Origin of the sequence: Nostoc sp. UHCC 0252 (genome assembly GCF_034931145.1) — a bacterium.
GTDB lineage: Bacteria > Cyanobacteriota > Cyanobacteriia > Cyanobacteriales > Nostocaceae > Nostoc.
The window spans coordinates 57240-71662 of record NZ_JAYGHE010000040.1; the positions used below are offsets into that span (position 1 = coordinate 57240).

At 42.5% G+C, this 14423-nt stretch carries 15 protein-coding genes and 1 pseudogene; 5 read left to right on the forward strand and 11 right to left on the reverse strand.

The features are described from left to right. Positions 1-127 precede the first annotated feature (127 nt). From VB732_RS21045 to VB732_RS21070, 6 genes are all read right to left on the reverse strand, one after another. Positions 128-2266, reverse strand: a complete 2139-nt coding sequence (locus tag VB732_RS21045) for a cation:proton antiporter (protein WP_323232860.1) — start codon at positions 2264-2266, stop codon at positions 128-130. Positions 2267-2419: 153 nt separating this feature from the next. Then, on the reverse strand, positions 2420-3076 hold the full coding sequence (locus VB732_RS21050; protein ID WP_012411448.1) for an HAS-barrel domain-containing protein: 657 nt from the start codon (positions 3074-3076) through the stop codon (positions 2420-2422). Positions 3077-3162: 86 nt separating this feature from the next. Continuing rightward, on the reverse strand, positions 3163-3360 hold the full coding sequence (locus VB732_RS21055) for an NAD(P)H dehydrogenase subunit NdhS (protein ID WP_323232847.1): 198 nt from the start codon (positions 3358-3360) through the stop codon (positions 3163-3165). Between the two features lie 109 nt (positions 3361-3469). Further along, positions 3470-4783, reverse strand: a complete 1314-nt coding sequence (rodA, locus tag VB732_RS21060) for a rod shape-determining protein RodA (protein ID WP_323232848.1) — start codon at positions 4781-4783, stop codon at positions 3470-3472. A 173-nt stretch (positions 4784-4956) separates the two neighbouring features. After that, complete coding sequence (locus tag VB732_RS21065; RefSeq protein WP_323232849.1) at positions 4957-6027, reverse strand: Mrp/NBP35 family ATP-binding protein; 1071 nt, start codon at positions 6025-6027, stop codon at positions 4957-4959. 330 nt (positions 6028-6357) lie between these two features. After that, positions 6358-6882, reverse strand: coding sequence for an SRPBCC family protein (locus VB732_RS21070; RefSeq protein WP_323232850.1), 525 nt, complete (start codon positions 6880-6882; stop codon positions 6358-6360). Between the two features lie 308 nt (positions 6883-7190). Between VB732_RS21070 and hemF the strand changes: the two genes are divergently transcribed. Further along, positions 7191-8234 carry an oxygen-dependent coproporphyrinogen oxidase gene (gene hemF, locus VB732_RS21075; protein WP_323232851.1) on the forward strand — a complete coding sequence of 348 codons (1044 nt, stop codon included), beginning with the start codon at positions 7191-7193 and terminating at the stop codon, positions 8232-8234. 284 nt (positions 8235-8518) lie between these two features. Further along, entirely contained in the window at positions 8519-8887 is a 369-nt protein-coding gene (locus tag VB732_RS21080; protein WP_323232852.1) for an STAS domain-containing protein, read from the forward strand. Positions 8888-8982: 95 nt separating this feature from the next. Here VB732_RS21080 and VB732_RS21085 read toward each other — a convergent pair whose 3' ends face one another. Continuing rightward, positions 8983-9576 (reverse strand): chromophore lyase CpcT/CpeT, encoded by a 594-nt coding sequence (locus VB732_RS21085; protein ID WP_323232853.1) that lies wholly within the window; start codon positions 9574-9576, stop codon positions 8983-8985. A gap of 215 nt (positions 9577-9791) precedes the next feature. On the opposite strand from VB732_RS21085, the gene psb29 reads away from it, so the two are divergent. Next, a complete protein-coding gene (psb29, locus tag VB732_RS21090) occupies positions 9792-10499 on the forward strand; it encodes a photosystem II biogenesis protein Psp29 (RefSeq protein WP_323232854.1) in 708 nt (235 codons plus the stop codon). 96 nt (positions 10500-10595) lie between these two features. Here the strand turns inward: psb29 and VB732_RS21095 are convergent, their stop codons facing one another. From VB732_RS21095 to VB732_RS21110, 4 genes and pseudogenes are all read right to left on the reverse strand, one after another. Then, entirely contained in the window at positions 10596-10958 is a 363-nt protein-coding gene (locus tag VB732_RS21095) for a phage holin family protein (RefSeq protein ID WP_323232855.1), read from the reverse strand. Between the two features lie 432 nt (positions 10959-11390). Further along, positions 11391-12068, reverse strand: a complete 678-nt coding sequence (locus VB732_RS21100) for an ExbD/TolR family protein (protein WP_323232856.1) — start codon at positions 12066-12068, stop codon at positions 11391-11393. A gap of 40 nt (positions 12069-12108) precedes the next feature. Further along, on the reverse strand, positions 12109-12837 hold the full coding sequence (locus tag VB732_RS21105) for a MotA/TolQ/ExbB proton channel family protein (RefSeq protein WP_323232857.1): 729 nt from the start codon (positions 12835-12837) through the stop codon (positions 12109-12111). Between the two features lie 157 nt (positions 12838-12994). Further along, positions 12995-13216: pseudogene (locus tag VB732_RS21110) on the reverse strand (sensor histidine kinase); the annotation flags it as partial. A 295-nt stretch (positions 13217-13511) separates the two neighbouring features. Between VB732_RS21110 and VB732_RS21115 the strand changes: the two are divergent. Together VB732_RS21115 and VB732_RS21120 are read left to right on the forward strand one after the other, a co-directional pair. Beyond that, positions 13512-13826, forward strand: a complete 315-nt coding sequence (locus tag VB732_RS21115; protein WP_323232858.1) for a YkvA family protein — start codon at positions 13512-13514, stop codon at positions 13824-13826. Between the two features lie 290 nt (positions 13827-14116). Beyond that, positions 14117-14413, forward strand: a complete 297-nt coding sequence (locus tag VB732_RS21120) for a ParA family protein (protein WP_323232859.1) — start codon at positions 14117-14119, stop codon at positions 14411-14413. The last annotated feature ends 10 nt before the right edge of the window (positions 14414-14423 follow it).

The window sequence follows — 14423 nt, forward strand, 5'->3', positions numbered from 1 at the left end:
ACTGTTCTCATCTGGATCTAAATCAGCAGAAAATAGACTATAGGAATGTACAAACATCCCTACAGTCTATCGATTGATTGCAGATTGTAGCGCCAGTTCACTCAGATGGACTGAAATCTGCCCATTATTATACAGCAGACGTAATGCTATTGACCGTGTTAGACATAACTACATTTGTGGTTTGAGTGCGCTGCGGTTCTCCAAGCATGACGATGGAGCAGGTGATTTGTCTGGCTAACTGGGTTGTAACATCACTAATGGCTAACCCTCCAGGACTGGTACGATTGTGTATAAAAGGTAAAACTACTAAATCATATAATCGTGCTGCCTGTAAAATGGCTTGGGCAACATTTTCATGAGCGATAATTTGGATTTCTGGGGCATTAGCCAAAGCTAAATTAGACACCATTAGAGAGAGATGCGATCGCCTCCAAGCAATTTTGCTGGAACTAGTGCGGCGATCGCACACATTTAGCACGGTAATATGGCTCTGATTTGCTTCCGCCAACATCTGGGCAAATTGTACAGGCTGTAATATAGGTGCTGCTAAGTTTTCCACCGGTACTAAGATGCGCTGGATTTTTTTCGGTGATTCTACTAAACGTGTCACCGCTACTGGACAATGTGATGCCCAAAGCACCCCATCAATTACATTTCCAAATAAACGCGCTCGTAACCCAGTCCGTTTACCCCAACCCATAACAATTAAATTAGCCTTTTGTTCGCGGGCGGCTCGGCTAATTCCTTGAGCAAAGGCATCATCGATTCGCAGCATTGGTTCTGCGGTAACACCTAATAATCGACTGTGTGCCGTGGCTTTGGTCAATAATTGCTCACTACGTTGGAGAGAAACTTCTAACTGCGGTGCATCCATGTGAGCAGCAGCATTAGCGATCGCCAGTGGTATGATTTTTCCCTGGGACTGACGTGCTAATAAGGCCGCCATTTCAATCAAATGCTGTTCGGTATGAGGATTATAAACAGGTACAACTATTGTAAAAGCACTATCTGTTTCTGGTGCATTCTGGTCAGGTAGAGGCGTTGCTGGATCTTGGGTTGGTAAGGAATTCAAGCCAACAGCTATTCGATTGGTAATCAACGGCCCCAAGGTTGATGTAACAACCATTAAAACAATGACACTGTTTAATATTTCTAGTGGAAGCAACCCAGCCCGATATCCCACTAACGTAGCTGCTAAAGTTGTACCAACCTGGGGAAGTGATAGCGACCAGATGGTTAGGGTTTCTCGCCATTTGTAGCGGTAAACGAGTTTTGTAAATAAAGCTGCAATTAATTTACTGATAATCAAACCGACTATCATCAACAGGGTTAACTTGAGCGTGCCCAAGTTGTTCACAAAGGCGGGTAGATCGATCAGTAAGCCAAGGTCAACAAAGAAAATGGGAATAAACAGTACACTGCCAATAAATACTACCTTTTCTTTGACCGGGCCTTCACCCACAGCTTCATTTACTGCCAAACCCGCTAAAAAAGCACCAACAATTTTTTCTATGCCAATCAATTGAGCGCCCACGGCCGCCAGAAAGACAGAAAGCAATACAAACAAAAACTTGTTTCCTTCGTCATCTCCAGACCGCTTGAAAAATTCCTTGCCTGCCCAATCAAAGCCTGTAACAACGGCAACCGAGTAAATAGTTAACCGGCCGCATAAGGTAAGTAGTTCAGCAAAGCTGAATACGCCATCATGAGCGATGCCAACACAAACGGCTAATATCAGTACTGCGCCAATATCTGTAAAAATCTTAGCTCCAATTGCGGCAGTAACAGCTTCATTGTTTACCACTCCTAAACGGCTGATGATGGGATATGCCAAAAGGGTATAGGAAACGAATAAAGAGCCAATTAAGATTGCAATATTCCAGCCATAGCCTAAAATCAACCCTAATAAGGTTCCCATTGCTAGGGGAACAGTGAAAGTCAAGCTAGCAAACCCAAAGGCACGACTTTTTTGCCGACGAAACTTTTCTAAATCGACTTCCAGCCCTGCGACAAACAGCAAATAAATTAACCCAATGTCTGATAGCAGGTTAATCATCGGTGAGTCAGACTGAAATAGATGCCAGCCTGAAGGCCCAAGTACTAGCCCTGAGAAAACCAAACCTACTAATCCTGGTAATCTTAGCCGCTCAAACAGGATGGGGATAACTAAGATAACCACCAGCAAAATAGCAAAGGGAACAATTGGTTCCTTGCCAAGAACTTGGGAATTTGGTTCCAGAACAAGAACTTGTGATATGAGTTCCATCATGTAGGAATTGAAGGGGCTATGGTGAAACTGCGATTACCTTGGGGCGATCGCCTGATGGATATAAATAAATAGAGAAGCCACCTGACGAAAAATTAAAAAATTAAAAATATCAATTTACACTAACTAGGTAATTGTTTAAGAACTAACTACCTACGGATGGATTTGACTTAAAATAAACCGCAAGCGATCGTAGTCGTCTTTAAGTAGCACGCTCAGGTTACGTCCAGCTTTAATTAGCCATTCTCGGTCAGCTTTGCGTAACTGGTATACATCTCGGATGGCAGCTGCGGTTAAAGATTCGACTGGCGCACCGTTAATACAAAGCAGTGTCCGCAAAAAATCTAGTTCTTCAGTAAATTTAACGATCGCTTCTGGTTCACACCGATAAACAGCTTGATGAATTTGCGGGGGACGGGGTGGTAGATACTGATATATTCTTTGGTTATAACCTCGATTCTGGGAAGATTGTTCAAATCCCACGATCGCAGCCCGAAATTCTGTTCTCAGCATGGCGAATATTTGGGGTTGTTCCTCGCGTAAGTCTTGCAATGACAACCCCAAAGCCCTAGCCCGGTGTACAGAGTCTATAGGCATTGTAGTAGCATAATATACTACACCATAGACTTGGTTGCCAGATTCTTCATCTACAGAACAAACCCAACTACCGAAGGGTGGCATGGAAGGAAAGCTCAAATCTTCCGGTTCCAGACACTGAGCTAAAAATTCGGTACTAGTAGTTTCAATTACCTCTGCAATGTGGTTAGGATGGCGATCGCCAGTAGCAAACTGTGGTAATGGGAGGCGCATAGTAATTTAGTCATTAGTCATTAGTCATCGGTCATTAGTCATTAGTTTTTGCCAAATGACAACAGACAAATGACTAATGACTAATTTTATTTGGCTTTTTTACGTCCGGCTGTAATTTCTACAAGTTCCAATTCGCTCAAACGGAAGGTAATTAATTTATCCCAGTTACCACCTTCAAATAATACGGCTACTTTGCCATCACTTACCCGTTGCACGAGTCCTTCGTAGCGATAATAAGTATCTGCGGGATTCTTGACGCGAACAGTTGCTCCAGGCAGAATCATGTTTTTAGCCTCGCTTGTTTCCTTTTAATAGCTTAATACTTCTTATTAGTCATTTGTCATTAGTCATTGGTCATTAGCAAAGGACAAAGGACAAATGACCAATGACGAATTAATAATACTTCTGCTTTTGACGAAAATTTGCTACCGATTCTACTATTCCCAAAGCAATGAAGTTAGTCAGCATAGCAGAACGCCCATAACTCATCCAAGGTAGAGGGATTCCTGCCACAGGCGCTAAACCTACAGTCATGCCAACGTTCACAATTAGCTGAAACACAATCATGGACAAAACGCCAATAGCCAACAAGGAACCAAAGTTATCTTTGGCGGTTTGGGCAACATGCAGTAGACGGAAGCAAATTAAACAGAAGACAAACAGTACTACCAGACAACCAACAAAACCGAATTCTTCGCCCACTGCGGAGAAAATAAAGTCTGTATGCTGTTCAGGTACGAAATTCAGTTGCGTCATTGGCCCCTTGAACAGGCCCCATCCCCAAATTTCACCAGCACCAATAGCAATACGAGATTGGATCAAGTGATATCCAGCACCGAGTGGATCGTGATCGGGATTCATGAATACAGTTAACCGATCTTTTTGGTACTCTTTCAAAATATGGTTCCAAGCGAAGACTCCTAATTCACCACCCAGTAGATTGAGAATCCAAGCACCGATAGTACCCAAACCAAATCGACGCCAAGGAAGAGTTTGCCAGCCTACAATAGCCATTGCAAATGACCAAACTATTCCTAATGGGCCAAAAGATAGTTCTTTGAATAAAACTATCGGCTCTGATAAAGGCCAAGATATACTAAACAAAATGGCGGCAACCACAGGAGAAATCATCAGAATTAACCAGCCTGGGTTAGCATTTGCCCAGTAAAGCATTCCTAAGACGATCGCACCAAATACCATTGATGTTGCTAAATCTGGCTGTAAAAATATTAGTCCCCAAGGTATGGCGGTGATCGCCAAAACACGGAAAACACCTTCGAGGGTAGAAGCAGTGCGCCTATGTAGCAAAGCTGCTAAGGTGATAATCATCCCGACTTTGGCAAATTCTGAGGGTTGCACGTTAAAACCAGCAATACTGATCCACCTCTGTGCCCCTTTAGCGCTAGTACCAGCAATCATTACTGTGATTAAGCTGAAGTTCGTTATTGCATAAGTTACCCAGTGCCACTGCATCAAGAGTTCGTAACGGATGCGAGATAAAAACAGGGCTATAAGCACGCCGATACCGGCTACCATCCAATGCCACCACCAATCAGTTACTGGCTGCTTCAGTTCCGTACTGAGGATCATGAGGCCACCAAAGATACTGACAGCGACTGGTAGACAAAATAGTAGCCAATCTACGTTCTGCCAAGGCTTAACCCAAGACTTCCAGCGAATTTTGGGGAGCGATCGTTTTAATAACATTGTGCCAATTTAGACTTTTTTAAGTGTTGGAAATGGGGAATTGGGAATTGGGAATTGGGAATTGGGAATGGTTATTAATTCTTCTCCCCTGCTCCCTTGCTTCTTCTCCACTCCCAATCAATCTTTAGTATTCCCAAGACGTAGCCCAGGAAGCAGATAAAAATTAAAGTTAATTATGTCAAAGCAGCAACTGATACTTTACCGGCAATGGTAAGAGCGATCGCGGTTAACGCTTTTGCTGAAGCTGAATCTGGATCGCCAACAACTATCGGCACACCACTATCACCACCAACTCGTGTGGAAATCTCTAGCGGTACGCACCCCAAGAGTGGTACTCCCAATTCTGTGGCGGTTTTGGAGCCACCACCGGAACCAAAGATGTCATACTGCTTATCTGGTTGATCGGGGGGGATAAAATAGCTCATATTTTCCACGATTCCCAATACCGGGACATTCATCTGCTGAAACATCCGCAATCCCTTACGAGAATCTAACAAGGCTACATTTTGCGGTGTGGTGACAATGACTGCCCCTGCCATCGGCACTGCTTGAGTTAAAGTTAACTGAGCATCTCCGGTTCCTGGTGGCATATCTACAATCAGATAATCCAGTTCACCCCATTCAACTTGATAGAGAAACTGGCGAATTACACCATTGAGCATAGGCCCCCGCCAAATTACTGGTTGATCTCGGTCGATCAAAAAGCCCATTGAAACTAATTTGACACCGTGATTAAAAGCAGGTTCTAAGATGTCACCTGTTTCAGTGGAACGCACTACAATTTGGGCATCAGCTAGACCCAGCATAGTGGGATCGTTGGGGCCGTAAATATCAGCATCTAACAAGCCAACTTTCGCCCCAGTTTGGGCTAGAGCCACTGCTACATTCACTGCCACGGTACTTTTACCAACGCCACCTTTGCCACTGGAAACAGCAATAATATTTTTAACACCAGAAATACCAGTGCGATCGGGCAAACTCTTCTGTTGGGGTGTTTCTGCCGTCACTTCTATGCTGATATCTTTAACTCCTGGTAGCTTTTTGACAGCTTTCTTACAGTCTTCAACGATAAATTCACGTAAAGGACAAGCAGGAGTAGTCAACACCAATGTAAAACTAACCTTACCATCATCAATTTTCACGTTGCGAATCATATTCAGTTCCACCAGACTTTTGCGGAGTTCTGGATCTTCCACTGGTCGCAACACTTCTAAGACAGAACGAGAATCGAGGACATCGTACATAAAAATTTAAAATTCAATAATGAATAGATACATCTTGTGGCGAACATCTTAGCTATTAACTCGATACTTTCTTAAGTAAGGTCAGCTTAGTGTTTTCACTGCCAATGCCGTAATAAAACTTAGTAAATAGCATTATTACCTAATAAAATCTTAACTTTCTTTGGGCATTGGGAATTGCGAATTGCAAATTGCGAATTGGGGACAAGGAGAAAGACTTGTTTCAAGTTCTCACCCCTTGTCCCCTTGTCCCCTTGTCCCCCTGCCCCCTGCTCCCCTGCCCCCTGCTCCCCTGCCCCCTGCTCCCCTGCCCCCTTGCTTCTTCCCGGTTCCCTAAAAATCAAAACAACTGTCATCAAGAGATTTTTTCTTGCCGGAGACTGTTGGCAATGCCGTCTTTTCTGCTGCTTCTACTAAAGCCCGTGCTACGCGGTCTGCATAAGGACGGGATAAAGACCAAATCAGAGGCGATAACCAACCCCGTAGGGTTACAGAATAAGACAAACAAGTACCACAAACCGTTGACTCTACTTTATAAGTCACTCGTTCCTCTATCCCCGGAATTGCCAGTACTCGGATACTTAGCATCTCCCTGTGATTAACGCGCTCCACAAAAATACGGATAGGAATCGGCGAAAAACGTGTTACAGCATGATAAATCAATCCTGGTTTGGGTACTAATCCGTAGGGTACATTAGTACTCTTAAGAAGCGGATGCCAGGAAACATCCGTTAAGTCAGCAACTTTTTGCCACAGTTCATCTACAGAAACATAACTAATCTCTCGATAAGTCCGCACCAGAGAAGCGCAAAACCGACGACGTTTGCGGTGGATGAATTTGGATAACCAATCTTGCATTTTCCTAATCCTCCTCCCTAGACACTTTCTAGGAACTCTGGTATTGTGTGCAACTACGCTCAGTTCCTTGGAGTACCAAATGAGCGAAATAGTTAAAATTAACAAAATAAAACTCAGTCAATATACAAGCCTATACGCATTTGAGGGAAAATAACTCTAGTGATGCCCATCAATCGTATAAATGCTTAACCACTAAGAAAAAAGCGGGTTGGGCAAATAGAGCTTGATTTTTGGCGCGTGTTTCCCCCAAATTTTTAAAATAAGAAATTTGTGGCTTTCTGGAAATTGTAATTTAGGTTCGGGAATCTATGTTGACCAACTCGCAAACACCAACTGTAGCAGCAGAATCATCCAAGTCATTGCCAGCACCTGACGCTCAGATTAGAGTCAGTCAGTTTATGAAACAGCTGCAAGACGAAATTGCCGAATCATTGGGAAAACTAGATGGTGTGGGTAAATTTCATGAAGATAGTTGGGAACGCCCTGAAGGGGGTGGAGGGCGATCGCGCGTGCTGCGAGAAGGTGCAATATTTGAACAAGCAGGTGTAAATTTTTCTGAAGTTTGGGGTTCCCATTTGCCGGCCTCAATTTTAGCTCAACGCCCTGAAGCAGCAGGGCATGGCTTTTATGCCACGGGCACTTCAATGGTATTACATCCTCACAATCCTTATGTGCCCACAGTTCATCTAAATTATCGCTACTTTGAAGCGGGGCCAGTGTGGTGGTTTGGTGGTGGTCTTGACTTGACACCTTATTACCCCTTTGCTGAAGATGCAGCACATTTGCACAAAACATTAAAACAAGCTTGTGACAAACACCACCCAGATTATTACCCGGTGTTTAAGCGCTGGTGTGATGAATATTTTTACCTCAAGCATCGTGATGAGACACGGGGTGTAGGTGGTCTGTTTTTTGATTACCAAGATGGTCAAGGTGCTTTATATCGTGGGCCAAATCCCAATGGGGAAGCGGCTATTCATAGCAACCAGGTGGGAATACCAGAAACCCGCAATTGGGAAGATTTGTTTGCTTTTGTGCAAGACTGTGGTAAGGCATTTTTACCAGCCTACGTGCCAATTGTAGAACGGCGACATGGGATGGAGTATGGCGATCGCCAACGGAATTTTCAACTCTACCGCCGAGGACGGTATGTAGAATTTAACTTGGTTTATGACCGAGGCACTATTTTTGGTCTGCAAACCAACGGACGCACCGAATCAATTCTCATGTCCCTACCGCCCTTAGTGCGTTGGGAATACGGCTATCAACCGGAACCCAATTCCCCAGAAGCCGAGTTGTATGAAACCTTTCTTAAGCCTCAAGATTGGATCAACTGGACACCACCTCAATAAATAATAGGAACTGGGCATTGGGCATTGGGGATTGGGCATTGGGCATGGTTATTCTCCCTTGTCCCCCTCATCTCCCCCTGCTCCCCCTGCTCCCCACTCCCCACTCCCCACTCCTTAATTTAAAATTACTACTCCCCACTATTTTGGTGAGTTATAACTACTAAAGTTAAGCACTTAGCAGAAAAAGGTGACAATTTTAGCTATAGCTTGTTAATCTCAAGTGACAGCATTAGACAATTCTGTAACTAGCTAATCTTAAGATAAATGCCAAGGGGAGGGCTTTAGTGATTCATATAGACCAAAAAACTTATACAACCCAAGACGGAAACACCGTTATTGTCTTGACACCATCTGGTCGTTTAGACATTACCACTGCTTGGCAATTTCGCCTGAAATTACAAGAGTGTATTTCCAAACTCAGCCGACATGTAGTTGTAAATTTGGCTCAGGTAAATTTTATTGATAGTTCTGGTCTTACATCTTTGGTCGCTGGAATGCGTGATGCTGATAAAGTCAAGGGCAGTTTCCGGATCTGCAATGTACATCCAGAAGCCAAACTCGTGTTTGAAGTAACGATGATGGATACTGTCTTTGAAATCTTTGAAACAGAAGATGAAGCTTTAGAGGGTGTACCCCGTAGCATCGCTAGCTAAAAAAGTTACAAGTAGAGACTTTATTAATCAAGTCTGTACGGGAGTTAATTGGAAGTCCATAACTCGTAACTTATGATTCATAAGTTTATCTTACTTTAATACTGATTCCGCTTGGTGTAGCGATAAGGGCCCATAATCGCTCCCCAAGTTGCTTTTCCAGTTTCTGGATCAATGCCTTTGTCGTAGCTGTGAAATTCTGTCGCAGTTGTTTCAAACCCCAAGGAAACATAGATGCTATTACCAAGATAAGTAAAGCTGCAACAAGCCTCTGATTGTGGGGTGGCAGTAAACTTATAGCGATCGCACGCTAATGTTTCATGAGTTACTGTCAGGATACAACCTGGTAGTAAATCTAATTGTTCGGGTGTTAGGGTGTTCAGTAGAGCAGGGTTACTGCCTGAGCCTCTTAATGCATCTGGATCTTGAGGCATGTAGTATTGCACTTCTAAAGATGCGTCATCGCGGCCCTGGCGCAACCGCATAATGCGCTGGCGGTAAGGTTTATCTAAGTTAATCACGCTAGCTTGTTCGGCAAACAGGGTAATGCTATCTTCTGTGAACAAATTTACTCGTCTTTGCCACATTCGGAGATGGACATACCAAACTGGCTCTTCTATTGCTTGTTCCTGATTATCAAATTCACCGGCTAGATACTCACCTAGAGCAATTAACTGTGGCGAGAAGTTCATAAATGTGATAAACAAATCATTAAGGATAAATAATATTTTATTTATTTTTGACTAGTTCTGAGAGGAAAGAGTCTTAATCCCCTGTAGCTACTAGCTTACAAAATACTTCTGATTTGTCTATATTGTAAATGAAACCGTCACTAGTCAAAAGCTCAACTTGGCAAAGTAGCCTTTAAGCGAGAAAATAAAGATACGTCGCCCTTAACATTTTCTTTGTGAATAACGTCCGTACTGTCTCTGATACAAAACGAACTTTTTACAATCTTCACACCCGTCCGATTAACACTATTTATCGTCGGGTGGTAGAAGAATTGATGGTAGAAATGCATCTGCTGTCAGTAAATATCGATTTTAGCTACAATCCAATTTATGCCTTGGGCGTCGTCACTACTTTTGACCGCTTCATGCAAGGCTATCAACCAGAAAGGGATCAAGAATCAATTTTTAACGCCCTGTGTCGGGCTATAGAACAAGATCCGCAACACTATCGGCAGGATGCTGAAAGATTGCAAGCTGTAGCTAAAGGTTTGCCAGTTAAAGATTTAATTGGGTGGCTAGGCCAAACTACTTACTTAGATCGAGATACTGACTTGCAAGCACAACTGCAAGCGATCGCCAACAATCCTAACTTTAAATACAACCGATTGTTCGCAATTGGTCTATTTTCGTTATTGGAACAGTCAGATCCTGAATTAGTCAAAGATCAAAAGCAACTCACTGAGGCGCTAAAAGCGATCGCTGCTGGCTTGCATATATCTAATGACAAACTCAACAAGGATTTAGAGCTATACCGTTCTAACCTAGATAAGATGGCGCAAGCGCTAGTGGTGATGGCAGATATGCTCTCAGCCGATCGCAAAAAACGCGAACAACGTAAACAACAATCAACGGCCCCTGCTGCTCCCCCAAGTTCCAACGAATAGTTAGGAAATGGGAGTTAGAAATTAGGAGTTAGGAGTTACGAGTGATGAGTTGTTAATAACTCCTAATTCCTAACCCCTCACTCCTCACTATTGATTTTAAAGCCCCAATAGTTTGTAGATTAAGCTGTTAATTATAGTCAGCGTAAATGCTCCAAGAACAGCACTCCAAATACCGTAACGTAAGCGAAAGCCTTCTACCAACCAAGCAGCAAGACTAAAACAAACTACGGCAATCATAAAAGTGAAAATGCCTGATAGTAAGTCCAGCGTGAGTAAATTTGGAACTGCAAAAATGAGGCTTAAAATCGGTCTGACTATTGCCGTCACGATCCCAAGCACTGCGGCAGAAAGAAAGGCTTTACCAGGAGTGTCAATTTCAACTCCTAAAGGTAATTTACTAATTATCAACAGGCTGATAGCTGTTACTACCCAAACAATTAAAAGCGTAACGATATTCATGCTACAACCCCTGATATTAAATAGTAATACTCGCCTTCAGCGAGAAGCAAGCTGCGTAATTTGTATGTAATTAGGACACACCGAAAGATGCTTGATACAAGCGCTTTCCAATTTGTTAACCCATCGAATCAAACAAGACATTCTTCCCGATGGTATGAAACGTGAATGGCAATTGGCGAGAAATTGCTCAGTCTATACAATGCGAAATCTTTAAAGCTCAACCTAATTATTTGTAAATTAGCAGTTTTTTTTTCTCTAGCCGGGATTTATTCTAGATATCTTTAGGTTTGGGAAAAAGGATGAAGGGAGAGGCAGGGGAGCCACGAGAAGCAAGGGAGGCAGGGAGTAAGTAGGGAAAAATTCCTCCTCTTTGCACCCTTCCCCCTGCCCTCTGCCTCTTCTGTGCAATGCCCCATGCCTCATGTCCCTATTTCATCTTTTAAGAGGAGGTTGGGTTTGTTGCGGTGCTACAGGCGCTTGGGATGCTGGTGGGTTAGAAAGACCAGGATTAATAGGATTGATACCTTGCCCACTTGAAGGCCCAGTTGTGGGAAAGGGTACGGAATTGGGCGCTAATGGAAATTTAGGGCTAAGATTGCCTTCGGGATTGATGCCTGGAACTGGTGCTGTACCTGGATCGATTGGGAAAGAGGGAAAATTAGGCTGGTTGAGTGAGTTAGTGGGTGGTTGAGATGGGCCAGGAATAATTCCCAAAGAAACGCGATCGCCTCCTACTTGGCGTAGCAAATCCAATGTCTCAATCACATCATTGTAAGTTGCTGTCCGCGAAGCATTTAGCACTACCACAGCACTGGGGTTTGCTTGAAGATACTGTTTTAACCTTGCTCCCAAATCGTCCCGTTTTACAGCCTGTTTTTCTATGTAAGTATTGCCAACAGCATCGATAGTTACAATCAGACTGCCACTCTGGGATGTTATTCCAGATACTGTACTAGGGCTGGCTTTGGGCAAATCAACATTTATTGCCTGTTGCCGCGTAAATTGTAAAGCCGCTAACAAAAAAAATGTCAGGATACAAAAAACAACATCAATTAAAGGGATGATTTGAATTTGGACTTCTTCAATTGGGGTGTGTAGATTAACTTTCATTTTCTCAAAATAATCGCTTGATTCGGGGTTGAATTATTGACTAATTAGGCAGATTCGGAGGTTCAGGAGGTTCAGGTAATCTAGTCTTTCCTGACTTGCGGGGTGGAGTAAAATTTTCCCGTACAATTGCTGATGTACTATTACTAAAATCAGGAGGCGACTGGCGGTAGAGCAATTCCATCTCATTCCCTGCCTTCCGAAAAACTTTGACTTGGTTGACTACAAAACTTTGAAATAGGCGATAAAATACCAAACTAATGATGGCAACTATTAGTCCTGCTGCCGTACTAATTAAGGATTCACCAATACCAGTAGTCACTCCGGCGGTAGATTCAGTTCCCAAATCGCCAATGCGAATTGAGCGCAGAGACTGGATTAGACCTAAAACTGTACCTAATAATCCCAACAGGGGCGCGAGGGCAATTACAGCTTCTAAAAGCTTTTCTCCCCGCCGCATTCCAGCCAATTCATCTTCAGCTGTCGATTCAAGTGCTAGTCGAAAGGTTTCCGCATCAGTTTTCGGAAAACGTAAAGGGGCATAGAGAAAACGCCCAACAGGTTGATGGCTTGCACCTCTTGCTATATCCGCAGCTTCTTGCCAATTATCCTGGGCAGCATCTAGGATGCGATTGACTATTTGCTTTTCTTGAGTCAAAATTCGCAGCCAGAACCACAGACGCTCAAAAATGACACTTAAAGATAGAATCGACAGAATAAGCAAAGGCCACATGGCGGGCCCGCCCTTATAAAACAAATCTAAAATATCCACAGTTTAAGTTTCCTCCCTCTACGACTAGAGCAAATGTGCTAGAGCATTTTAATTCTAGAGATTAATGCAAAATGAGGGACTTCCAAAATATAAATTTCTCGAAAACCTGAAAAGACGGTGTAAGTATGGCGTATTTGACTTAGACGACTAGACAAACCTACTGCTGGGTAGGCAATTGAATGATAAACTCGCTTCCTTCACCAAGAATAGAAAAACATTGCAATTTACCACCATGTTTTTCAGTGATAATTTGATAGCTGATTGCCATACCCATACCTGTCCCTTTGCCTCCAGGTTTGGTAGTGAAAAAAGGATTGAAGTCCCGATTTTTAACGTGTTCTGGCATTCCTCCAGCATTATCTGCGATCGCAATCTCCACTTAAAGAGACGAAACTTTAGATTTTTTATATAGCTAGGATTCCTTTACAAAATAGGCAATTAATATCCATCCAATTTATTTGTTATTAAGAAATATATTTATTGCAGCACAGAAAAAAAAGTTTACATTCCAAATCAACGAAAACCTGGCGGAACAAGACTCTTGGGTAAAATTCCAGGTTAAACATTTGGTGATAAATTGCGAGTAGCGTCTTCCAGACTAACTAGGACGGTTATTCCCACCGGGAGTATTGAGGATTATTTGTCAAAATTAAAGATAATCGGAGGTTCAAAATATGAAATTTTCAATCCAATCACTTTACGCCTGGTATGGCAATTTGCTTCGCAACCCCAAGTACCGTTGGTGGGTAGTTTTAGGAACGTTAGTCTATTTGGTCAGTCCAATTGATATTGTCCCTGACTTTATACCCGTTGTGGGGCAGATTGATGATGTTTTCCTTTTGACCCTACTGGTTAGTGAGGTATCTGGGCTAGTAATTGAGGGCTGGAAAGCTCGTAAGGGTAATGTAGGGACTGAAGAAGCATCTAATACTACTGATGGTACTAGTACTGCAAGCACTATTGATGTTGATGCTGTTTCGGTTAAGTAGTTTTAACAAAACCCCTGCTTTTGGGATCTGAAGTGGGGGATATTTTTTTATCTAAAGGAATGCAGATGTAAGTTAACAAGTAGGGGATGAAAAAGTATTATTCAAGCAAGCTCAACAATATTAGCGATCGCATCAATGGCTTAATAGAAATTTGGATTAATGGGAATTGTTTTAAGATTAATTTAGCTCATGGGTTTTGATATAAAAATAAAAATGAACTTGTTAGTTGGACGTATTTTCAGGGAAGCATAGAACTGTAGCTCATGAAATGCGTCAATCTACCAGAAATTATGACAGCTAAAGTGATAAGCATTTGCAACCTCAAGGGTGGAGTTGGTAAAACTACCATAGTCATGGCGTTAGCAGAATACTTAGCAGGCGATACAATGTACAAAAAGCGTGTACTTGCTATTAACCTTGATCCTCAAAGTAATTTGACTAGTGCTTTAATGTCAGAAGAGGTTTGGGAAAAAGAATTTGAAAGTAAAAAATTGACATTGCCTTATTTATTTAAAGATCCTGAATATTTTTTAGAAAATATTAAAAACGAAAATTTTATAGTTAAACACAAAGGTGTTGAATGTTAAGAGAAATCCG